This window comes from Phytohabitans maris (assembly GCF_031085175.1).
Taxonomy (GTDB): Bacteria; Actinomycetota; Actinomycetes; order Mycobacteriales; family Micromonosporaceae; genus Phytohabitans; species Phytohabitans maris.
On record NZ_JAVHUY010000019.1, the window covers coordinates 1 to 22451 of the forward strand.

The window sequence follows — 22451 nt, forward strand, 5'->3', positions numbered from 1 at the left end:
GGCGCCTTTGCCGGTGACGCCGTCGTTGATCATGGTGTGGCAGAAGGGGCAGCTGACGGCGATGGTGGTGGCGCCGGTGTGGAGGGCTTCGTCGACGCGTTCGGTGTTGATGCGTTTGCCGATGCGTTCTTCCATCCACATGCGGGCGCCGCCGGCGCCGCAGCAGAAGGAGCGTTCTTGGTTGCGGGGCATTTCGGTGATGCCGGTGGCGGTGGTGGTGGTGAGGAGTTGGCGGGGTGGGGTGAAGACGCGGTTGTGGCGGCCGAGGTAGCAGGGGTCGTGGTAGGTGATGGTGCCGGGTAGGGGTTGGACGGGGGTGAGTTTGCCGGTGGTGACCAGGTCGGCCAGGAGTTGGGTGTGGTGGACGACGTGGACGTTGGTGAGGCCGAGTTGGGGGTATTCGTTGGCGAGGGTGTTGAAGCAGTGTGGGCAGGAGGCGACGATCTTGGTGACGTTGGCTTCGGTGAGGGTTTCGACGTTTTGGGCGGCGAGCATTTGGAAGACGAACTCGTTGCCGAGGCGGCGGGCGGGGTCGCCGGTGCAGGTTTCGCCTTCGCCGAGGATGGCGAAGTCGACGCCGGCTTGGTGGAGCAGGGTGGCCACCGCGCGGGCGGTTTTCTTGGCTCGGTCTTCGAACGCGGCGGCGCAGCCGACCCAGTACAGGTATTCGAACTTCGTCTCCGCGTCGGCGCGTTTGATGTCGAAGTCGAGGGTTTTGGTCCAGTCTTCGCGGGTGTTGGGTGGGGCGCCCCAGGGGTTGCCTTTGTTTTCCAGGTTGCGGAGCATGACGCCGGCTTCGGACGGGAACGCGGATTCGATCAGGACCTGGTAGCGGCGCATGTCCACGATGTGGTCGACGTGTTCGATGTCGACCGGGCATTGTTCGACGCAGGCGCCGCAGGTGGTGCAGGACCACAACACGTCCGGGTCGATCACCCCTTGTTCGTCGGCGCCGCCGATCAGCGGCCGCTGCGCCTCGGCCAACGCCAGGGCGTCCACCGTCGAGTGGTCGCTGTTGGTGTCGGCGAGCAGGTAGGGGGCTTTGGCGTAGGCGTGGTCGCGTAGCGACAGGATCAACAGTTTCGGGGATAGCGGCTTGCCGGTGTTCCAGGCCGGGCATTGGGACTGGCAGCGGCCGCACTCGGTGCAGGTGGTGAAGTCCAGCAGCCCTTTCCAGCTGAACTGCTCGACGGCGGCGACCCCGAACTGGTCCTTGTCCGGGTCGGCTTCCTCGAAGTCCAGGAGTTTGCCGCCCGAGGTCATCGGTTTGACAGCGCCCAGCCCGGAGCCGGCCGGGCGGGCCGGGTCCCGTTTGAAGAAGATGTTGACGAACGCGGCGAACCGGTGCCACGCCACCCCCATGGTCAGGTTCGTGGCGATCGTGATCAGCCAGGTCATCGACACCACGATCTTCACCGCCGCCACGATCGACAGCCCAGCCTCGGAGGCGGGCAGCAGATCGCCGAGGGCGTGTGAGACCGGGGCGGCCCAGGCCGGCCAGGGCATGTGCCCGGTCGCGGTCTTGAACCCGCGGATCACGAACCCGCAGACCAGAACAGCGACGATCACCCACTCCACGAAGTAGCCCTGCCACATCGTCGACCCGGTAAACCGCGACCGCCCAGCCGGCCGGGTCGGCCGGTTCACCAACCGGATCGTGATCAACACCGCGATACCGGCCAGGCCGAACACCCCGATCACCTCGGTCGCCAGCCCGTAAACCGCCCACCCACCCACGATCGGCAGACCCGCGTGCGGGTCGACCACCTCGAAATACGCCTCGAGCACCAGCAGCGACAACACGATGAACGCGACCATCACAAACCAGTGCGCCGCCCCCACCACCGACCACTTCAACATCCGGGTATGCCCGAACGTCTCCGCCAACATCCGCCTCAACCGCACCGACTTACCAACAAACCGGGACGGATCAGGCTGACCCAACCGGATCACCGCCACCATCCGCCACACCGCACGCACAGCCAACACCACCGCAACCACGGTGATCACAGCCGCGACGGCAGAGGTCACGATCTGGACGGTGCCCATGTACGTCGCCCTCCCTGTGGAGCAGTTGTGGCATCATCGCCACGAGAGCAGCGTACTGTCATGGTTACCGGTCGGTAACGTGAATAAAGTCGCAGCCCAGGGCCCAACCTTAAAGGTTTAGCCGGGGCTGCGGATCACCGCCAGCGTGACAGCAGGATCAGCGAGGCGACCATCGAGCCGAAACCGACCGCGAGATTCCAGTAGCCCCAAGACTCGACGGGGTAGGCGGTCTCGGACAAGTAGTAGACGACGAGCCACGCGATGCCGGCGAAGATGAGCCCCACCGCGGTGATCGGCAGCCAGATGGGGCTCGGCTTCTTGGCTGCCTGCGCCGCCGTCGGACGGACGTCGGTGGGCGGGGTGTAGACCTTCTTCTTCCGGACCTGAGACTTGGGCACGACGCTTACTCCTGTCAGCACTTTGGTACATAGATTAGCGCCGCTGCACCCGGCCGTCAGCCGGGCGAGGCTCGCACCTACCGCTAGAGTAGTCAAGCCGGCGCGCGGAAGCACGAGGGGGCTGAGACGGGTGGAGTACACCTCCGGCGGCGCCTCATGGCGCGAGGCGCTTCGCACGGCCGCCTCGGGGCTGTTCTCCCGGCCCAGCGGGCGGCGGCGTTCCCCCTGGTCAATCGGCGTCCCACTGATCGCGGTCGCGGCCGGCCTGCTCTTCACCACCAGCGCCACCACCGCCAACGGCACCTCGCTGCGCGAAGACCGCCGTCCCCAGCTCGCCCAGCTCATCGAGGATCGGCGGGAGCGGGTCGAGGAGAGCGACCAGCGGCGGGCCGCGCTGCTGACCGAGGTCGAGGCGGAGACGGAGGCGCTCGCCGGGACGGACGCGCCGATCGCCGACCAGCGGCGCCGGGGTGAGGGGAGCCGGCAGGCCGCGGGGTTCACCGCGCTGCGCGGGCCGGGCCTGACCGTCGAGCTCGACGACGCGCCGCGGCTGGGCGAGACCCGGCCGGGCAACCCGAGCAACGACGACCTCGTTGTGCACCAGAGCGACGTGCAGGCCGTGGTCAACGCGCTGTGGGCCGGCGGCGCCGAGGCGATGTCAATCATGGATGTACGGGTGATCTCGACCAGCGCGGTACGCTGCGTGGGCAACACCCTGCTGCTGCACGGGCAGGTGTATTCCCCACCCTTCAAGATCACCGCGATCGGTGATCCGGCAGAGCTGCGCCACGCCCTGGAGGTCTCCAACGGCGTGCGCCTGTTCCGCGACGCCGTGGACCATTTCGGCCTCGGTTACCGCGAGACCGTGGAAGGGAGCGTGACCGTGCCGGCATACGACGGTTCCAGCGCCCTCAGCGAGGTCGAGGTGCCGAAGTGAGCACCCGGTGAGCCGGCACCGCGCGCCGGAGGGTGAAGACCAGACAAGCGTCATCCCCCGCGTCACCGATGACGGCCTGCCCCCGGCACCGCGTCCCAGCCCCCGGCCGCCCGCCCCCGCCGGCCCGCCGGTCGTGCCCGGCCCGCCCGCGGGTCCCGTGGCCGGGCGCCCGCCAGCAGACCTGCCGGGGCCACCACCCCGTGTGCCGCTCGACCGGGTGGACACGCCCACCGCGATCATCCCGGCCATCCCGGCGGACGCGACCGGGCTGCTCGGCGCCGTGCCACCGGCGCCGCCCAAGCCCGACCCGCCCGCCGGCGGTGCCGTGCCGCCCGTGCCCCCGCCGCGCCGCGGTGAGCGAGTGGTCAAGTTGCGGCCGGAGCAGACCGACGAGGGCTACAAGAGCGTCTACTCCGAGCTCACCCGCCCGACGGTCGGCTCGCGGATCCGCGCCGGCGTACGTGGCCTGGGCGAGCTCATGATCACGCTCGGCGTGGTCGTGCTGCTCTTCGCCGCGTACGAGGTGTGGGGCACCACGGCCATCATCGGCTCCCACCAAGACACCCTCGGTCAGCAGCTCGACCAGCAGTGGGACCAGCCGGATCCGGTCGTCGGGCCGACGCCGAGCGCCTCCTCCAACCCACTGCCCGGCAAGGCGATCGCCCGCCTGTACATCCCCAAGCTCGAAAAGCAGTGGGTCGTGGTCGAGGGCGTCACACAAAAGGACATCCGGTACGCGCCGGGGCATTACCCCAGCAGCGCCGATCCCGGCAAGATCGGTAACTTCGCCGTCGCCGGGCACCGCAACCGGGCCACGTTCTGGCGGCTGGACGAGCTCGACAACGGCGACGCGATCGTGGTGGAGACCAAGACCGAGTGGTTCGTCTACAAGGTGGTCCGCACCCGCATCGTCAAGCCCACGCAGGTCGAGGTCGTGGCTCCGGTGCCCGGCGAGCCGGGGGTCAAGCCGACCCAGGCCATGGTCACGCTCACCACGTGCAACCCTAAGTTGGACAACTACCAGCGCCTGATCATCCATGGTGAGCTGGCCCGCAAGCAGGCCCGATCCGCCGGTCAGCCCGCGGAGCTGGGTTAAGGGGGCACACCGTGTACGCGTGGATCTGGCGGCACCTGCCGTTTCGCCAGTGGCCGCTCAAGCTGGCCACCTCGGTGGTGGCCATCGCGGCCATCGGGGCACTGCTCTGGTACGTGGTCTTTCCCTGGGCCGAACCGCTGCTCCCCTTCGACGACGTGCAGGTGACCGACGACTCCGGGGTGCCGGGCGCGCCGGTCGAGTCGGGTGCACCGGGGGTCGGGGACGAGCCCACGACCGGAGACGAGCACGATATCCCCTACGACACCGAAGAGCCGGCTACCCCAAGGTGATGGCATGCGCGTCCTTGTGATCGACAACTACGACTCGTTCGTCTTCAACCTGGTCCAGTACCTGGGCCAGCTCGGCGCCGAGTGCGAAGTGCGGCGCAACGACGAGATCGACCTGGCCGCCGTCGGCCGCTCCGGCGCCGCCGGGGTCCTGCTCTCCCCCGGTCCGGGTACGCCCGAGCGCGCCGGCATCTGCATGGACGTCATTCGGGAGTACGGCGGCAAGCTGCCCATCTTCGGCGTCTGCCTCGGTCACCAGGCGTTCGGCGCGGCGTACGGCGCGACCGTCAACCGCGCTCCCGAGCTCCTGCACGGCAAGACCTCGGACGTGCACCACAAGGGCGTGGGCGTACTGGCCGGGCTGCCCGACCCGTTCACGGCGACGCGCTACCACTCCCTGGCCGTGGTCGAGTCGACCCTGCCGGACGAGATCGAGGTGACCGGCCGCACCGACTCCGGCGTCGTCATGGCGATGCGCCACCGTGACCTGCCGATCGAGGGCGTGCAGTTTCACCCCGAGTCGGTACTCACCGAGGGCGGGCACATCATGCTGGCGAACTGGCTGGCCACCTGCGGCCTGTCCAGCGCCGCCGACCGGGCCCCCGCCCTGGCCGCGGAGGTCGAGGAACGCCGCCGCGCCGCGTTCGCCTCGTAGGTAGTTATCCACAGGCGGCCAAGTTATCCACAGGTCAATCCACCTGCCTTTACTTGATCTGTCCAGCCGTGTAGACGTACCCTCTATGAAACGGACAGACCTGATCAGGAAGATCCAGCATGCCGCCGTCGTCGCGGGCACGACATTCATGCTCGTGCGTGAGGGCGGCCGGCACTCGGTCTACCGATGTGGCTGGCAGTGCCTCGTGGTCCCGCGCCATCGAGAGATCAGCGAGATGACCGCTCGCGGCATCATGCGCGACCTGGACAGCGTCCTCGGAAAGGACTGGTGGAAGTGAAGACCTACACCGCCGTGTGCCGCCGGTCGGGCGGCTGGTGGGCGATCAGCGTTCCGGAGCTCAAGGGCGTGCACACCCAGGCCCGCCGCCTCGACCAGGCCGAGGGCATGGCGCGCGACGCGATCGCGCTGATGCTCGACGTCGATCCGGCGACGATCGCGGTCGAGGTGCGGCCAGAGCTTCCGGATGTCGTGTCCCACGCGCTGGAGGCGCGGCGGGCGGCCCGGCAGGCGGAAGAGGCCGCCGAGCGTGCCACCGCGGCGGCTGTCCACTCACTGCTCGACGGTGGTTACACCGTTCGCGACGCGGGCGCGCTGCTCCAGCTCTCGCCGCAGCGTATCTCGCAGATCGCGCCCGGCGTGCGGGCATCGGCGAAGGCGGTCGCCGCAGCGCGGGTGGAGCGGCCGGCGGTGCGCGAGCGGGTGGACTGAGCGACGGCTCAGCCCTCGGTCCCGCCACCTCCGCCTGGCGTCGGCGAGATGCTCGGCGTCGGGCTGGTCGGAGGCTCCGTGGTGGGCTCCTGCTGCGGCTCCGTGAAGACGGTCAGCACGACCGTCGAGCCCTTCTTCGCCTTGCCGGTGACGTTTTGCCGTTGCACCGTGCCGATCTTGTCGTCCGACGGCGCCGGCGAGCCCTCGCGCAGTTCCACGTCGAAGCCGGCCTCTCTCAGCTCGTCCTGGGCACTGCTGGCCTCGTCGCCGACCACATTCGGGACCGGCACGATGTTGCCGCGGGAGACCCTGACTTCCACGATCGCCTCCTTGGCGACCTTCTTGCCCGCGTCCGGCACCTCGACGACCTGCTCTTCCGGCGCCTCGTTGTCGACCTCCACAAACCTCGGCGTCAGACCGGCGTTCTTCAGCGCCGACTCGGCCGCGGCCCTGGTGCTGCCGACCAGGTCCGTCGGCACCAGGATCTCCTGCGGGCCCTGGCAGACGTTGATGACGACCTCGGTGTTGCGGTCGACCCGCTCGCCCTCCGGCTTGCTCTGCTTCGCGACCGTGCCCTTTTCGCAGTCGTCGCCGTAGTAGGGCTCCCCGTCGGTCGCGACGAGGCCGGCATTTCGCAGGTCGGCCTGGGCGGTCGCCGGCGCCAGGCCGAGCACGTTGGGCACCGTGGTCTGCGGCGTCCCCTTGTCTTGGTTGGAGAGGATCAGGCCGGCGATCAGGGCGATCACCGCCAGTACGCCGAGCGTGCTGAGCGCGGCCAGCACCCAGGCGGACGCCTTGCGCCGGCGCGGGTCGCCCACGCGCGCGGTCGGCCGGGTCATGGTGGCGTTGATCGGCCGGGTGACCGCGGTCTGGCCCATCATCGCGACCGTCTCCGCGTCGCGCAGCACCGGCGTGGCCATGACCGGGCGCCCGGCGGCGGCCCGGAGCAGGTCGGCCCGCATCTCCTGGGCGCTCTGGTAGCGGTTGAGCGGGTTTTTCGCGAGCGCCTTGAGGTCGATCGCGTCGATGTCCGGGTTGACCTCGGGGTTGATCTCGCTCGGTGCCCGCGGGTCCTCCCGCACGTGCTGGTACGCCACGCTCACCGGGCTGTCGCCGACGAACGGCGGGTGGCCGCAGAGCAGCTCGAAGAGCACGCAACCCGCCGCGTACACGTCTGAGCGGGCGTCGACCGCCTCACCCCGGGCCTGCTCGGGTGAGAGGTACTGCGCGGTGCCGATCACGGCGCTGGTCTGCGTCATCGTGGTGGCGCCGCTGGCCAGGGCCCGGGCGATGCCGAAGTCCATGACCTTGACCTGACCGTTTTGGGTCAGCATGACGTTTCCGGGCTTGATGTCCCGGTGGATGATGCCGTGCCGGTGGCTGAACTCCAGCGCGGCGCAGATGTCGGCGGTGATCTCCAGGGCGCGCCGGGGCATCAGCCGCCCTTCGGCGGCGAGCACCTCCTTGAGCGTGCGCCCGTTGACGAACTCCATGACGATGAACGGCAGCGTCTCACCGGTCGGCGCGATCTCCTCGCCGGTGTCGTAGACCGCGACGATGGCCGGGTGGTTGAGGGACGCGGCGTTTTGCGCCTCGCGGCGGAAGCGCATCTGGAAGGTCTGGTCACGAGCGAGGTCCGTGCGCAGCATCTTGATCGCCACGTCGCGGCCGAGCCTCAGGTCGCGGCCGCGGTGGACCTCAGCCATGCCGCCATAGCCGAGTAGCTCGCCGACCTGGTACCTGCCACCGAGCAGGCGGGCCTGCGCAGTCATCTCGTCTGTCGTCCTTCGCTCGTCTGTGCGTCACCCGGGCGGGTCATGGAGCCTGCCCCACCCGACGGTACGGGGCGCTTCAACGGAGCGTCTTGGCGCACCCACATCTGCAACCCGGTTGGAACCGAGCTTGAGTTGCTCTGGTTACCCTGCTGTCCCAGCAGGTAGGAAATCAGCCCGGCGCAGAGGAGTACCAGGACGCCCAGCACCACCGCCAGCACGATGAGAATCTGCCGGTTGGTCGAGCTGTCCTCGGGCTGGGCCGGCGGATAGCCGTACGGCTGCCCGGGCCGGGTCGGCGGTCCGTTGGTCGGGACGACCGGCCGGCCTGGTGGCACCGACGCCGCGCCGGGCCGGTAGCCGCTCGGTGCCGGCGGGGGTCCCGGGCGGTACGGCTGCTGGGACACCGGCGCGGGCGGAGCGGCGACCGGGCTGGCCGGCGCCGGCGGATACGAGGGGTTGGTGCGCGGAGGGACGGGAGTGGTGCCGGGCCCCGGAGACGAGGTGGACGCCGGCGAGGCAGGTCGGGACGGTGGGGACGCGGGGCGGCTCGCCGGCGGAGCGCCGAGCGTGGCCGCGGCCTGCCGGGCGACCGCGCCGAGCATCGCGGCGGTCTGGAAGCGGGCGCCCGGGTCCTTGGCCATCGACTGGTCGACGATGCGGCGGATCGCGGGTGGGATGTCGCCGGGCAGCGGGCGGGCCTGCTCCCGCACGTGCTTCATGGCGATCTCGAGCGGATTGTCGCCTTCGAACGGGCGGTGGCCGGAGAGGCACTGGTATGCCACCACACCGAGCGCGTAGATGTCGGAGGCCGCGGTGGCCGTGCCACCAGCCGCCTGCTCAGGCGAGATGTACGACGCGGTGCCCAGCACCGAACCGGCGGCGGTGAGCTGCCCCACCATCGCGGAGCGGGCGATGCCGAAGTCGGTGAGGACCAGCGTGCCGTTGGGGCGTACCAGCAGGTTGCCCGGCTTGACGTCGCGGTGGACGATGCCCTTCTCGTGGGCGGCCTGCAGCGCGTCGGCCGCTTGGGCGACCAACGCCATCGTGCGGGCCGGCGTGAGCCGGCCCACCCGGCTCAGCGTGCGCGACAGGGCATCTCCCTCGACGTACTCCATGACCAGGAAAGCGATCTGCTGGTCGCTGCCGTAGTCATACACGTCCACGACGCCCGGATGGTTGATGGTCGCCATCGTGCGCGCCTCGCCGCGGAAGCGCTCGGCGAAGCCGGGCTCCTCCAGCAGGGCCGGGAGCAGGATCTTCACCGCGACGGTGCGGCCGAGCACCTCGTCGGTGCCGCGCCACACGTCACCCATGCCACCGCTGGCGATGCGCTCGTCAAGGCGGTACCGACCGCCCAGCAGGACGCCGGGGCTGAGCATCAGTCGGCCCCCCGGTCGCGGAGCACGGCCTGCATGATCTGGCCACCGATCTCCGCCGCGGCGGAGCTGCCGCCGGACACGCCCGCCCGCTCCAGCAGCACGCAGACCGCCGAGATCGGCTCGCCATCCTTCAACACGAAGCCAATGAACCAGCCGTGGTCGCGCTCGTCATCCCCATCCTGTGCCGTTCCGGTCTTGCCGCCCACGGTGAAGCCGTCGATCTGGGCCCGGCGCCCGGTGCCCCGCTCGACCACGCTGACCATCATGTCCTGCAGGTCACCGGCGACCTGGCCACTGATCGGGTTGTTGATCTTCTTCGGGGACGCCGTGCCGATCGTTCGCCGATCCGGGCCGAGGAGCTGCTGCACCAGGTACGGCCGCATCCGCTCGCCGCCGTTCGCGACGGTCGCCGCGATCATGGCGCCCTGGAGCGGGGTCATCCGCACGTTGTTTTGCCCGATGCCGGACTGCGCGAGGGCGGCCTTGTCCTCGCTGCCGTCCGGGTTTTGGATGTCGCCGGTGCGGCTGGCCGCGACCGGGATCCCGCCGCCGTCGAGGTTGCCCACCTTGAGATCGGTGTCTTCAAAGCCGAACGCCTTCGCCTTTTCCTTCAGCTTGTCGGCGCCGATCTGCTCGACGGCCAGGCGGGCGAAGCCGGTGTTGCACGACTCGGTGAGTGCCTCGTTGAGCGTCACCTGCGCCTCGGGGCACGTGCCGGCGGAGGAGTTGCGGATCGGGGCGCCCGACGTCGGCGCCGTGTAGGTCGGACCCGCTTTGATCGAGGTCTGCGGGGTCAGGCCGGCCTCCAGGGCCGCGGCGGTGTCGATCACCTTGAACGTCGAGCCGGGCGGCAGCACCTCGCCGAGTGCCCGGTTTTTGAGCGGACCCTCCTTGTCGGCGAGCAGCTTGTCGTATGCCGCCTGCGCCGCCGGCGTGTCATGGCTGGCCAGCGGGTTGGGGTCGAAGCTCGGCATCGAGACGAGCGCCTGTATCGCGCCGGTCTTGGGGTCGATCGCGACCGCGGCGCCGCGGGTCGAGCCCACGTCGTTGTTGGCCAAGCCCTTGATCGCCGCGTCCTGGGCGCGCAGCGAGAGGGTCAGCACGACGTTGCCACCGGCCGTGTCCTCCCCGGTGAACATGTCGCGGAACCGGTCGGCGAAGAGCCGGTCACTGGTACCGGAGAGGAAGTCGTCCTCGGCCTGCTCGATGCCGGTGGCGCCGAGGTTGACCGGCTTGTACCCGATCACGTGCGCGAACTGGCTCTTGAACGGGTAGGTGCGCAGGTACCTGAGCTCGCCGTCCGTGACCTTGTTTTCGGCGAGCGCCTTGCCGGCCACCTCGATCACGCCGCGCGGCCGGTTGTACTCGTCGACCTGGACACGCGCGTTGTACTGGCTCGTGCGGTAGTCGTCGGCCTTGTACGCCTGTACCCAGTTGAGGTTGGCGAAGAGCAGGCCGAAGAGGACCATCACGACCACGCCGGCGCGGCGCAGCGGGGCATTCACGACCTGATCACCTCCGTCGGGGCACCGTGCAGCTGGGCGGGAGGACCGCCGCCACCGGGGCCACCCACGCGCCCGCCCGCGGCGCCGGTGACCGGGCGCCCGGCGGCGTCCGAGATCCGCAACAGCATCGCGATGATCAACCAGTTGGCCATCAGCGAGGAGCCGCCGGCGGAGAGGAACGGCGTGGTCTGGCCGGTGAGGGGGATCAGGCCGGTGACGCCACCGACGATCACGAAGACCTGCAAGCCGAGCGTGAACGCGAGGCCGCCGGCCACCAGCTTGCCGAACGAGTCGCGCACCGCCAGGCCGGCGCGGAGGCCGCGCTCGACGATCAGGAGGTAGACCACCAGCAGGGCGGAGAGGCCGAAGAGGCCGATCTCCTCGCCCAGGCCGGCGAAGACGAAGTCGCTCACCACGAGCGGGATCTTGTTGGGCTGGCCACCGCCGGGGCCGGCGCCGAAGAGTCCGCCGGTGCCGAGGCCGAGCAGCGACTGGACCATCTGGAAGCCGTCGTCGTACGGCTTGGCGAACGGGTCCAGCCAGATCTCGGCCCGCTGGTAGAAGTTGGCGAACGGGCCGCCGACGCTCGCGCCCAGCGTGTACGCCAGGAAGGCGCCGCCGAAGAAGAGCAGCAGACCGATGATCAGCCAGCTGACCCGCTCGGTCGCCACGTACAGGATCACGACGAACATGCCGAAGTAGAGCAGCGCGGTGCCGAGGTCCTTTTCGAAGACGAGGACCAGAAGGCTGAGCAGCCAGACCGCGACGACCGGGCCGAGGTCGCGGCCGCGCGGAAAGTCGATGCCGAGGAAGCGCCGGCTGGCCAGCGAGAGCACCTCGCGCTTGCGGACCAGGTAGTAGGCGAAGAAGGAGACCAAGGCGAGCTTGGCGAACTCACCGGGCTGGATCTGGAAGCCGCCGATCCTGATCCACAGCTTGGCGCCGTTGATCTCGGAGAACTGCGAAGGCAGCACCGCCGGGATCATCACCAGCACGATGCCGACCAGGCCCAGCGTGTACGCGTACCGGGAGACCGCCCGGTGGTCGCGCACGATGATCAGCAGCCCGGCGGCGAGCACGACCGCGATCAGCGTCCAGGCCAGCTGCCGCCCGCCGACACCCGAGAAGATCGGCAGGTCGGCGCGCTCCTCCGCATCGGCGGAGGCGAGGTCGATGCGGCGCAGGAACGCCACGCCCAACCCGTTGAGCAGTGCGACGGCCGGCACGATCGCCGGATCCGCGTACGGCGCGAGGAAGCGGATCACCACGTGCAGGGCGAGGAACACCCCGGCCACCAGCGCGACCGGTATCCAGAAATCGGGTGTAATCGTGTCGAGCGCGGTCGCCTCGACCGTCGCCGCGTACGCCAGGACGAGCAGCATGACGAAGACCAGCAGCGCCAGCTCCGCGTTACGCCGACCGCTCGACTCGCGGACACGCGGCATCTCACCCGTGGTAGCGGGCGTGGGTGCCGGCACGGCTGGGGCGGTCACGACTCAATCCCTGCTGTTCCTGTATCGAGCGACGGTCAGTCCGCCGAACGGCACCCGGTCGGGTCGACCGGCGGATCCGTGTCGGCGGGCGGGGCGTCCGGCGTGGTGGCCGGTCCCGAGCCGGCGGGCGAAGCGGTGGTGGGTGACGGAGTGCCCGGGGCGTCGGTGGGGGCAGCAGTGGCTGTGGCGGTAGGCGCCGCCGGCGCGCCGGTCGCCGCCGGGCTCGCGTTGGCCGACGGTGTCGGGGTCGGTGGGCAGGTCGGCTTGAGGTTGGGGTTGGTCGGGCTGTCCGAGGTCAGCTCGGCGAGCCGGCGCTGCGCGTCGGGCTCGTCGTCGGCCTGGATCCCCTGCTTGACCCGATCTTGGGCGACCGTGGTGAGGTCGTCCAGCCGCATGCCGCTGGTCTCGTGGACGCTGGACAGGTTGAGCCCGGCGATCTGGCCCGGCACGCCGCGGAAGACGGCGAGCTGGCCCTCGTCGGTCGCGCCCACGTAGTACTGCCGCTGGGTGTAGCTCCAGCCCACCCAGAGGCCGCCGCCCAGGATGACGAGCAGGCCGGCGAGGAGCAGCGCGGTGCGGGCCGGGTGCCGGCGCGGGCGGTCAGGCTCCTCGTGGTGGCCACCGCCGGCGCCGTTGCCCGGCTCGGGCGCGGCCGCGCGGGGCGCCGCCGCCTGGAGGGCCGAGGCACGGGCGGCGGGCGTCGAGTCGTCGGCCGACGTGGCCATGCCCCGGTCGCGGGCGGCGGCACCGCCGACGATCGGGGCGGCCTCGAGGATGTCCTGGTCGGTGGCGTCGGCGACGACCACGGTGATGTTGTCCGGGCCGCCGCCGCGCAGCGCGAGCTGGATGAGCCGCTCGACGCACTGCTGCGGGTCGGAGAACTCGGCCATCGTCTCCGCGATGGTCTCCGCGCTCACCACCCCGGAGAGGCCGTCGCTGCAGATCAGGTAGCGGTCGCCGGGCAGCACCTGGCGGACCGAGTACTCCGGGTCGATGTCGCGGCCGTCGAGCGCCCGGGTGAGCAGCGAGCGCTGTGGATGGCTGCTCGCCTCCTCGGCGCTGATCCGCCCCTCGTCCACCAGCATCTGGACGTACGTGTCGTCCTTGGTGATCTGGTTGAACTCGCCGTCGCGGAGCAGGTAGGCCCGCGAGTCACCGATGTGGACCATCCCGATCTTGCTACCGGAGAAGAGCACCGCGGTGAGCGTGGTGCCCATGCCCTCCAGATGGGGATTGGCGTCGACGGTGTCGCGAAGCTGCTGGTTGGCCGTGTCGACCGCGCCGCGGAGGGCATCGACCAGGGCATCGCCCGGGACGTCCTCGTCGAGGGGAGCCATCGCGGCGATGACGATGTTGCTGGCGACGTCACCGGCGGCCATGCCGCCCATGCCATCGGCGACGGCGAGCAGGCGCGGACCAGCGTAGACGGAGTCTTGGTTTCCGTCCCGGATCAGGCCGCGGTCACTGTGTGCCGCATAACGCAAGGTGAGAGTCATGGCCGTAACTCGAGAGAAGTGCGGCCGATGCGGATCGGCACGCCGAGGGGTACGGGGGTTGGTCCAGTGACCTTAGCGCGATCCAGATAGGTGCCGTTGGTCGAGCCGAGATCTTCTATGAACCACTGGCCGGCACGGGGGACGAGCCGGGCGTGTCGTGCGGACGCGTAGTCATCAGTGATCACCAGTGTGGAGTCTTCCGCCCGACCGATGGTGATCTGAGCCTCACCGAGGGTGATCCGGGTGCCGGCCAACTGGCCGGCGGTGACCACCAGCTGGTGTGCCGCGCGGCCCCGTTTCACCTTTGCCGGACGGGAGGGCCCCGCCGACGCGCCAACCCCCCGCGGCGCGGCGACGAGGCGACTGCTCCTGGCCCCGGCGAACAGGTCCCGGCGGATCACACCGACAACCGTGAACACGAAGATCCACAGCAGGATGAGGAAGCCGAACCGGGCAACGGTGAGGACGAACTCAGGCAACGTCCTTAGCCATCCACTCGGAACGTGAGGGTGGTCGTTCCGAGCTGGATCATGTCGCCGGGGTTGAGGGCCACGGCGGAGACGCGCTGGCCGTTGACCATGGTCCCGTTTGTCGATCCCAGATCGGTGAGCACCACCTGGGCACCGTCGAAGTCGAGCCGGGCGTGGCGGCGGGAGATGCCGACGTCGGGCAGGCGCAGGTTGGCCTGGTCACCCCGGCCGATGACGGTCGAACCCATCTGGAGTGGATAGGTGCGCCCGTCGCCGGAGACCAGCCGGACGTTGCGCCCGCCACCGCCGTGCTGCGGCGGAGGACCGTAGCCACCCGGGGCCTGCTCGTACGGGGGGTAGGCGGGGGGTGCCGGCGCGTCGTACGCCGGCTGCTGGACAGGGGCCACCTCGCCGCCGGTGTAGACCTCGGCCGTGACCCGGAACATGCCCGTGTCCAGCCCGTCACCGCGCTCGATCTCGACGATCACGTCGCCGTAGACGGTCCACGCCTGCTCGCCGATGAACTCCGCCTGCGACTGGGCGAGCTCCTGGGCGAGCGCGGCCGCATACGGCGCGAGCCGACTGTGGTCGTACGGCGAAAGATCGATCACGTAGCGGTTGGGCACGAGGGTGCGCCCACCGGCCAGGATCGCTTTGTGCGCCTCGGCCTCCCGCTGCATGGCGTTGAGGATCTCCACCGGGTGGACTACCCCTTTGAACACCTTCGCGAAGGCCCCCTCGACCAGGCCTTCCAACCGCTTCTCGAAGCGTTGCAGCACGCTCACCGGCTCCTCCTCGGGTTCCGAGGACATGATGGTATCCGGCCGCCGCACGCGCAGGTTGCGCACCGACGTACCGCCCTGCTGCCGGCCTGTCTCGGGTGGCCGGTGTTGCCGTGCTACTCTTCCCACGCGCCACGGGCAGTAACCTGCTCGCGCGGTGGCAAACCTGCTTGTTGGGGACAGCCACGCACAGCGTAATATGTGGCCGCATCGTGTCCAGGGGCTACCCCTGGTCCGGGGAAGTGGCGGAATGGCAGACGCGCACGGTTCAGGTCCGTGTGCCCGAAAGGGCGTGGGGGTTCAACTCCCCCCTTCCCCACCACAGGCGTGAGAGCCCGTCCAGCAGGGCGGGCTCTTTCCGTTTCCAAGCTCGCATCACCATCAGGTCACAATCCAGGGACGCGCCGTCTTCCCGGCAGGAATGCGCTTTCCTATGCTGGGCACATGATGAGGATCGACGACGGGCTCCAGCCCGACGGCCTGCTGCCCAAGATCGAGCGCCTCTGGGACGCCTCGGCGGAAAAGCTCGACTCGATCGAAAAGACCTGCCCGCCCGGCTCCCCCTCACCGGTGTTCACCGTGGACGGTCGCTACACGGCGCGCGGTTGGACGGAGTGGACCCAGGGCTTCCAGTACGGCTCGGCGCTGCTCCAGTTCGACGCGACCGGCGACCGGCGGTTCCTGGAGCTCGGGCGGGAGCTCACCGTCCAGGTGATGGCGAGCCACCTCAGCCACATCGGCGTGCACGACCACGGGTTCAACAACGTCAGCACGTACGGCAACCTGTGGCGGCTCACCCGGGAGGGCCGGGTCGACGACGGCGACGTCAACTTCTACGAGCTGGCCCTGAAGATCACGGGGGCGGTGCAGGCGGCCCGGTGGCGGGAGACCGCCGACGGCACCGGCTACATCTACTCGTTCAACGGGCCGCAGTCGCTCTTCGTCGACACGATCCGCTCCTGCCGCGCGCTCGCCGTCTCGCATCAGCTGGGCCACGTGCTGATGGGCGAGCGGGACGAACAGATCTCGCTGCTCGACCGGCTGGCCCAGCACGCCACCAACACCGCCCGGTGGAACGTCTTCTACGGCGAGGGCCGGGACACGTACGACGTCCGCGGCCGCACCGCCCACGAGTCGATCTTCAACGTCAACGACGGCAGCTACCGGTGCCCGAGCACCCAGCAGGGGTACTCCCCGTTCAGCACCTGGACCCGCGGGCTGGCCTGGGCGATGCTCGGCTTCCCGGAGCAGCTGGAGTGGCTCGACACGGTCGAGGACGCGCCGGAGGGCCTCGCCGGCACCATGCTCGAGGCGGCGATGGCCACCTGTGACTTCTACCTCGCGCACACGCCGGCGGACGGCATCCCGTACTGGGACACCGGTGCGCCCGGGCTCGTGCACCTCGGCGACTACCTCGACCGGCCCGCCGACCCGTACAACGCGCACGAGCCGGTGGACTCCTCCGCCGCCGCGATCGGCGCGCAGGGGCTGCTGCGGCTCGGCCGCTACCTGGCCGGGCGCGGGCGGGCCGAGGAGGGGCGGCGCTACTGGCAGGCCGGCCTCACCGTCTGCGACACGCTCTTCGGCGAGCCCTACCTCAGCACGGACGGGCGCCACCAGGGCCTGATCCTCCACTCCGTCTACCACCGCCCGAACGGGTGGGACCACGTACCCGCCGGCCAGCGGGTGCCCAACGGCGAGTCGAGCATGTGGGGCGACTACCACGCCCGCGAGCTGGCGCTCTACGTGCAGCGGGTGGCGCGCGACGAGCCCTACTACACCTTCTTCGGCGGCGCGGCCCCCGGCGGTGCGGCATGAGCCCGGCCGCCGTCGTGACCGGCGGCTCGCGGGGCATCGGGCGCGGCGTCGTGCTCGCTCTCGCATCATCCGGGTACGACGTGGTCGTCAACTACGCGCGCAACGCCGCCGCCGCCAAGGAGGTGGCCGAGCGGGTCGAGGAGGCGGGCCACCGGGCCCACCTGGTGCAGGCCGACATCGGGCTGGCCGCCGACCGGCAGCGGCTGGTCGAGGAGGCAGTCGGCGCGTTCGGCCGGATCGACCTGCTGGTCAACAACGCCGGCGTGGCACCGGACGTGCGCGCCGACATCCTGGAGGCGACCGAGGAGTCGTTCGACCGGCTGGTCGCGATCAACCTCAAGGGGCCGTACTTCCTGACCCAGCTCGTGGCCCGCCACATGGTCGAGCAGATCGAGGCCGGCACGCTCACCCACCCCAAGATCGTCATCATCTCGTCGGTCAGCGCGTACGCGGCGAGCGTCAACCGGGGCGACTACTGCGTCACCAAGGCCGGCCTCGCGATGACTGCCCGGCTGTACGCGGCACGGCTGGCCCCGCACGGCATCAACGTGTACGAGATCCGGCCGGGTGTGATCGAGACGGACATGACCGGGGTCGTCCGGGAGAGGTACGACGACCTGATCTTCAACCAGGGGCTCACGCCGATCCGGCGCTGGGGCCGCCCGGAGGACGTCGGCAAGGCGGTGGTGGCGGTGGCGACCGACCTGCTGCCGTTCAGCACCGGACAGGTCATCGACGTGGACGGCGGCTTCCACCTCCGTACCCTCTGACCCGACAGGGCTCCCGCGCCCGTGGGTGCGGGAGCCCCGCCGACCTCCCCAGGTCGGGTCCGGGAGCCGACTAGACGGTCAGCGTCCAGGTGTTGATGTAGCCGGTGTCGAGGCGTGCCACATCCTGTACGCGCAGCGTCCAGGTTCCGTTCGCCGCCTCGGTCGAGAGGTTGACGGTGTAGGTCGCGTTGACGTTGTCGGCGCTGTCGGTGCCGGAGCTGTTCTTCAGCCGGTACGCGGTGCCGTCCGGCGCCAGCAGGTCGACGACCAGGTCACCGCGGTAGGTGTGGACGATGTTGACGGCCACCGTCGAGCTGGCCGAGCCGTTGCGGCCGCAGGCGATGGTGATCGTGCTGGACGCGGTGCCCAGGTCGGGGATGTTCACGTCCGTGCCGTTGGTGCCGGTGCAGCTGCCGCTGCTGCCGCCGGTCACGGTCAGCGTGTACGTCGCGGTCCGGGTGCCGGCCGCGCCGGTACCGGTGACCGTGATCGGGTACGTGCCGTTGGTGACCGAGGCCGTGGTGGAGATCGTCAAGCTCGACGAGCTACCCGAGCTGACCGACACGGGGCTGAAGCTCGCCGTCGCACCGGTGGGCAGGCCGGTCGCCGACAGGCTCACCGACTGCGGCGACCCGGCCGTGGTGGCCGTGTTGACCGTCGTGCTGGCCGAGCTGCCGGCCGTGACCGAACCGGAGGTCGGCGACACCGACACGGAGAAGTCGTTGGCTGGCGGGGTGCCGTTCTGCACCACGAAGAGCAGCCGGTTCGGGGTACCGGTGCCCACGTTGGTGATGACGTTGGGGGTGGCGTTGTTGACCAGGTAGTCGCGTACCTGGGTGGGGGTCCACGTCGGGTTGGCCGCGAGGACCAGCGCCGACGCGCCCGCGACGTGCGGGGTGGCCATCGAGGTACCGCTGATCGTGTTCGTGGCGGTGTCGCTGGTGTACCACGAGGACGTGATGTTGACGCCGGGCGCGAGGATGTCGACGCAGGTGCCGAAGTTGGAGAAGCTCGCGGCGGCGTCGTTGTTCTGGGTGGCGCCGACCGTGATCGCCTCGGCGACCCGGGCCGGGGAGTAGTTGCAGGCGTCCTGCCGCACGCCGAGCGCGTTGCCGTTGCCCGCCGCGACGGCGTACGTGACACCCGAGTTGATCGAGTTGCGGACCGCGGTGTCGATCGAGGTGTTGGCGCCGCCACCGAGGCTCATGTTCGCCACGGCCGGCTTGATCGCGTTGGCCGTGACCCAGTCGACGCCGCCGACGACGCCGGCGAGCGTGCCGCTGCCCGAGCAGTTGAGCACCCGGACGCCGACGAGCTGCACTGCCTTGGCCACGCCGTACGCCGAGCCGCCGACCGTGCCCGCCACGTGCGTGCCGTGGCCGTTGCAGTCGTCCGCCGCCCCGCCGTCAACCGCGTCGAAGCCGCTGGTCGCGCGCCCGCCGAGGTCGCTGTGGCTAAACCGGATGCCGGTGTCGATGATGTACGCGTGCACCGTCGGCGCGGTCGTCGGGTACGTGTACGAGCTGCTCAGCGGCAGGTTGCGCTGGTCGATGCGGTCCAGGCCCCAGCTCGGGGGGTTGTTCTGGGTGTCCTGGATGCGGACCGTGTGGTTCTGCTCCACATAGGCCACGGCCGGGTCCGCCGCGATCCGTGCCGCACGTGCCGCGGTGGCCTTCACCTCGAAGCCCCGCAGCGCGGCGCGGTACGTACGCGCGACCGCCCCGTCGTGCTTGCTGGCCAGGTCGCGGGCCGCCTTGTCGACGCCCGCCCGGGTGACCGAACTGTCCTTGAACACAACGATGTAGCTGTCGGCGACGGCGGTGTCGCCTCCGGCGTTGCGGATCGCACCTGTCGGCTCCTGCGCGAGCGCGGGCGGTGCCGCCATTGCGACGGCCACCGTCACAGCGACGGTGGCCATGCCGAGCGTCGCCAGGCGGCGACGCGAACGCGGGAGTGTCATCTCCCGTCCTCCCCTCTGACCGGCCGCACAGCCGTCCAGACGCTTGTGGCGCCGGATCGGGCAAAGATGTTTGCCGATCGGAGGAGAGATTATGTGGTTATGTCAGCCAGCGACAGATGTTGAACTTTCTATATCACTGGCGATAGGTAACGGGCGTGGTCCTTCCGCTCGAAGCCGGCCGCCTACCGGGACCGGTTGCCCTGCTGTAGGTAGAGGAGCTCCAGGATGGAGCGGGCCGCCTCGAACCAGCGGTCCAGCCACCCGGGCGGCGGCACGGTGCCCTTCGGCGGTAGCTCCAGGAGCAGGCCGCGCAGCAGCGGGTGGTCGGCGAGTGCGCCGGCCGGGCCGTCCAGCCAGGTGGCCGGCGGGAAGACGGGCTCGGTGAGTCCGGACAGGTCCAGCCCGCCGTTGCCGTTGCGGCTGTGCGGCGACAGGTCCGGGTCGGGCTCGAGCTCGCCGGGGTGGCCCAGCTCGCCCGGGTGCATGAGGCGGTCGCCGGGGTGGGGCTCCCGCCCGCCCAGGGCGTCCCGCCCGTCCGTGCGGTACCCCACCCCTGGCGTCGGGTACCGGTCCGAGGGCTCCGGGGGAAACCGCTCCTGGGTGCTCACCGGGCCGTTCGCTCGCTCGTCAGGTCCAATCGTCATGACCGGTACAACGAGTTTTATTGGCTCGCGACTCTGGCTACTGCGCGCGAGCTACCGTATACTCACTCCCTGTACGGATAACGTCATACTATTAAGACGCGCGCTAATGGCGCGCGTGCGCACAGCCGCGCCGCCACTACGCATGGCGACACGGCTGCGCATCAGACTGCGTCATCCGTTCCGATCGTGGGCTAGAGGGCCACGCCTTCCCGCCAGACCACAAGTGCGAAACGAAATGCCGTCAGTCGAGGTCGAACTCGCCGTCCTTGGCACCCCCGACGAATGCGTCCCACTCGTCGGCCGTGAAGATCAGCACCGGACCGGTCGGGTTCTTCGAGTCCCGCACGGCGATCGCCTGGTCGACGAAAGCCACTTCGACGCAGTTGTCGCAGCTGGGACCGCTCCGCGAGCTCTTCTGCCAGACAGCGCGGCTCAGGTCCAGCCGGAACCCCTTTGTCTCGACTTCCACAACGGCTCCTTAGTCAACTTTCGGATGAGTGCCACGGACTCCTCCGGACGGAGGGCCGCGGCGCGGATGTGATCAAAGATGAACATGTACTTCCGCAGCTCCTCACTCTTCTCCAAGAACAGGCCGCCGGTGGCGTTTTCGGCGAAAACCACCCCCGGGTCGCTGGGCTCCGAGAAGTTGAGGATCGTGAACGTACCGTCCATGCCGGCATGAGCGCCGACCTCGAAGGGCAAAACCTGCAATGTCACATTGGGTAACTCCGCGGCCTCCACGAGTCGCTCCAGCTGAGCACACATGACGGCATCGCCGCCGATGGGGCGGCTGAGGACGGCTTCGTCGAGAACCACCCACAGGTCGATCGCATCGTCCTGTGTCAGTAACGACTGACGGTTCAGCCGGACACGTACCCGGCGGTCGACCTCTTCAGTCGTGATATCCGGCCGCGCGGCACGGATCATTGCCTTGGCGTATTCCTCGGTCTGCAGTAGCCCGGGCATCACCTGCTGTTCGTAGGCTCGAACCGATTCCGCTGCCTGCTCGAGACCGACGTAAGCGCCGGTGAGCACGGTGCTGTACGCATGCCACCAGCCCTTCTGCCGGGCCTCGCGAGCGATCTGCACGAGTTCCTCGCACTCGTCGCCGCGGACCCCATAGATCTCGAGCATGTCGCGGACATCACGGGGAGTGGCCGTGGTGTGGCCGGTTTCGATTCTCGACACCTTGGAGGCCGAGCATTCCAAACGCTCGGCGACTCCTTCGATCGTCACTCCCGCGGCTTCGCGCCGGCGCCGCAGCTCGGCTCCGAGCCGGCGGCGGCGAATAGTCGGACTCCGACGCTCCGTCACGGGTCACCTCCGAAGTCGCGTCCCCAAGGGCTTGCGAGTCTGTCGCGAATCGGCGTCACGGGTACCCGTCACGGCGGACGCATGCTATGACGGAGCTGCGACATCACGGCGAACCGGTCCGCGGTTACGCGGGGTGTATCCGTTCACTCGCGCTGACACGCAAAGGCACCGGCTCGTCGGCCGGTCACCGCGTTCAGTTTGCGCGTTTCCGAGCGGGACATCAAGCCACGGTCATGCTCCCGCGACCCGACCGGATCGACCCGAAGTTGCAACTTGCATTGATCATGTTCATGGTGCACCCTGTCCGTATGGCTCGGGTCACTTACCGTCCCCGACCAGTCGGGCAGGTTGCGGCATCGCCGCAGCTGGAGGCGTAGTCCGGCGCGGCGGAGGCATCACCCAGCGGTGACCCCCGAGGTGAGCCGTGAAGCACACGGTCCGGCAAACTTTGGCTGAAATCGGCAGTTTTGGGACAGGAGTCGATGTGTTACCCCGGTCAGGTGACGTGCTCCACGTAAGCCGCGAGGCGAGCGTCCAGTTCGCCGACCCGATGCTCTTTCGGGTGATCCGGGTCCACGACTGGCCGACCTACGACGGTTGGGTCTGGCTCGACGGCTACGAGCTCAACGGCAGTGGTGAGGCGGTCGAGCGCAGGTCGATCTTCGTAAAGATCAGCGGCCTCCGCACGGTCGGGTCCGCACCTGACATCCGCCAGCGCAACGCGCGCCACCCGGCCGCCCGGCCCAACGGGGTCCGCGCCCGCACGCGCTAGTGCGCTGGCCACTAACCTTTGCCGGCTTCCCTTTGCCGGCTTCGCCGGCCCGGGTGACCAGCGGCCGAAGGCCGCCGGTCACCCGGTGAACGTTAGTGGCCACCGCACTAGGGGCTGTTGGC

22 protein-coding genes and 1 tRNA gene are annotated in these 22451 nt (G+C 69.6%); 10 read left to right on the plus strand and 13 right to left on the minus strand.

Translation table 11 applies throughout. The features are described 5' to 3' along the window. The coding region (locus tag RB614_RS20855) for a (Fe-S)-binding protein (RefSeq protein ID WP_308714248.1) at positions 1–2049 on the minus strand (2049 nt) is incomplete at its 3' end. 134 nt (positions 2050–2183) lie between these two features. Continuing rightward, positions 2184–2447 (minus strand): cell division protein CrgA, encoded by a 264-nt coding sequence (locus tag RB614_RS20860; protein ID WP_308714249.1) that lies wholly within the window; start codon positions 2445–2447, stop codon positions 2184–2186. A 130-nt stretch (positions 2448–2577) separates the two neighbouring features. On the opposite strand from RB614_RS20860, the gene RB614_RS20865 reads away from it, so the two are divergent. The 6 genes from RB614_RS20865 to RB614_RS20890 all read left to right on the plus strand — a co-directional run bounded on the left by RB614_RS20865 (position 2578) and on the right by RB614_RS20890 (position 6151). Beyond that, complete coding sequence (locus tag RB614_RS20865) at positions 2578–3384, plus strand: DUF881 domain-containing protein (protein ID WP_308714250.1); 807 nt, start codon at positions 2578–2580, stop codon at positions 3382–3384. A 7-nt stretch (positions 3385–3391) separates the two neighbouring features. Further along, positions 3392–4480 carry a class E sortase gene (locus RB614_RS20870; protein ID WP_428983073.1) on the plus strand — a complete coding sequence of 363 codons (1089 nt, stop codon included), beginning with the start codon at positions 3392–3394 and terminating at the stop codon, positions 4478–4480. Positions 4481–4491: 11 nt separating this feature from the next. After that, a complete protein-coding gene (locus RB614_RS20875; protein WP_308714251.1) occupies positions 4492–4770 on the plus strand; it encodes a hypothetical protein in 279 nt (92 codons plus the stop codon). A 4-nt stretch (positions 4771–4774) separates the two neighbouring features. Next, entirely contained in the window at positions 4775–5422 is a 648-nt protein-coding gene (locus RB614_RS20880) for an aminodeoxychorismate/anthranilate synthase component II (RefSeq protein WP_308714252.1), read from the plus strand. A gap of 85 nt (positions 5423–5507) precedes the next feature. After that, entirely contained in the window at positions 5508–5720 is a 213-nt protein-coding gene (locus tag RB614_RS20885; protein ID WP_308714253.1) for a type II toxin-antitoxin system HicA family toxin, read from the plus strand. Continuing rightward, positions 5717–6151, plus strand: coding sequence for a type II toxin-antitoxin system HicB family antitoxin (locus RB614_RS20890; RefSeq protein WP_308714254.1), 435 nt, complete (start codon positions 5717–5719; stop codon positions 6149–6151). The genes RB614_RS20885 and RB614_RS20890 overlap by 4 nt, the downstream gene beginning before the upstream one ends. 8 nt (positions 6152–6159) lie before the next feature. Here RB614_RS20890 and pknB read toward each other — a convergent pair whose 3' ends face one another. From pknB to RB614_RS20925, 7 genes are read right to left on the minus strand one after another with little or no spacing between them, the layout of a single operon-like run. Further along, on the minus strand, positions 6160–7923 hold the full coding sequence (gene pknB / locus RB614_RS20895) for a Stk1 family PASTA domain-containing Ser/Thr kinase (protein ID WP_308714255.1): 1764 nt from the start codon (positions 7921–7923) through the stop codon (positions 6160–6162). Continuing rightward, positions 7920–9305 carry a serine/threonine-protein kinase gene (locus RB614_RS20900; RefSeq protein ID WP_308714256.1) on the minus strand — a complete coding sequence of 462 codons (1386 nt, stop codon included), beginning with the start codon at positions 9303–9305 and terminating at the stop codon, positions 7920–7922. The genes pknB and RB614_RS20900 overlap by 4 nt, the downstream gene beginning before the upstream one ends. After that, on the minus strand, positions 9305–10810 hold the full coding sequence (locus RB614_RS20905; protein ID WP_308714257.1) for a peptidoglycan D,D-transpeptidase FtsI family protein: 1506 nt from the start codon (positions 10808–10810) through the stop codon (positions 9305–9307). Before RB614_RS20905 ends, RB614_RS20900 begins: the two co-directional genes overlap by 1 nt. After that, positions 10807–12303, minus strand: coding sequence for an FtsW/RodA/SpoVE family cell cycle protein (locus tag RB614_RS20910; RefSeq protein ID WP_428983074.1), 1497 nt, complete (start codon positions 12301–12303; stop codon positions 10807–10809). The genes RB614_RS20905 and RB614_RS20910 overlap by 4 nt, the downstream gene beginning before the upstream one ends. Positions 12304–12338: 35 nt before the next feature. Further along, the gene (locus RB614_RS20915; protein WP_308714258.1) at positions 12339–13799 is read right to left on the minus strand and encodes a PP2C family protein-serine/threonine phosphatase; all 1461 of its coding nucleotides are present in this window, start codon (positions 13797–13799) and stop codon (positions 12339–12341) included. Beyond that, entirely contained in the window at positions 13796–14278 is a 483-nt protein-coding gene (locus tag RB614_RS20920) for an FHA domain-containing protein FhaB/FipA (protein WP_308714259.1), read from the minus strand. The genes RB614_RS20915 and RB614_RS20920 overlap by 4 nt, the downstream gene beginning before the upstream one ends. 5 nt (positions 14279–14283) lie before the next feature. Then, a complete protein-coding gene (locus tag RB614_RS20925) occupies positions 14284–15081 on the minus strand; it encodes an FHA domain-containing protein (RefSeq protein ID WP_173057321.1) in 798 nt (265 codons plus the stop codon). Between the two features lie 206 nt (positions 15082–15287). Here RB614_RS20925 and RB614_RS20930 point away from each other — a divergent pair. The 3 genes from RB614_RS20930 (at position 15288) to RB614_RS20940 (ending at position 17639) form a co-directional block, all read left to right on the plus strand. Further along, a tRNA-Leu gene (locus tag RB614_RS20930) sits at positions 15288–15373 on the plus strand. A gap of 122 nt (positions 15374–15495) precedes the next feature. Beyond that, positions 15496–16869, plus strand: coding sequence for a hypothetical protein (locus RB614_RS20935; protein WP_308714260.1), 1374 nt, complete (start codon positions 15496–15498; stop codon positions 16867–16869). After that, on the plus strand, positions 16866–17639 hold the full coding sequence (locus tag RB614_RS20940) for a 3-ketoacyl-ACP reductase (RefSeq protein ID WP_308714261.1): 774 nt from the start codon (positions 16866–16868) through the stop codon (positions 17637–17639). The genes RB614_RS20935 and RB614_RS20940 overlap by 4 nt, the downstream gene beginning before the upstream one ends. A gap of 70 nt (positions 17640–17709) precedes the next feature. On the opposite strand, the gene RB614_RS20945 is transcribed toward RB614_RS20940, so the two are convergent. From RB614_RS20945 to RB614_RS20960, 4 genes are all read right to left on the minus strand, one after another. Beyond that, the gene (locus RB614_RS20945; protein WP_308714262.1) at positions 17710–19599 is read right to left on the minus strand and encodes a S8 family peptidase; all 1890 of its coding nucleotides are present in this window, start codon (positions 19597–19599) and stop codon (positions 17710–17712) included. A gap of 182 nt (positions 19600–19781) precedes the next feature. Then, entirely contained in the window at positions 19782–20243 is a 462-nt protein-coding gene (locus RB614_RS20950; protein WP_308714263.1) for a hypothetical protein, read from the minus strand. 241 nt (positions 20244–20484) lie between these two features. Continuing rightward, a complete protein-coding gene (locus RB614_RS20955; protein ID WP_173157699.1) occupies positions 20485–20712 on the minus strand; it encodes a DUF397 domain-containing protein in 228 nt (75 codons plus the stop codon). Next, a complete protein-coding gene (locus tag RB614_RS20960) occupies positions 20676–21557 on the minus strand; it encodes a helix-turn-helix domain-containing protein (RefSeq protein WP_308714264.1) in 882 nt (293 codons plus the stop codon). Before RB614_RS20960 ends, RB614_RS20955 begins: the two co-directional genes overlap by 37 nt. A 484-nt stretch (positions 21558–22041) precedes the next feature. Between RB614_RS20960 and RB614_RS20965 the strand changes: the two genes are divergently transcribed. Then, a complete protein-coding gene (locus tag RB614_RS20965) occupies positions 22042–22329 on the plus strand; it encodes a hypothetical protein (RefSeq protein ID WP_308714265.1) in 288 nt (95 codons plus the stop codon). The last annotated feature ends 122 nt before the right edge of the window (positions 22330–22451 follow it).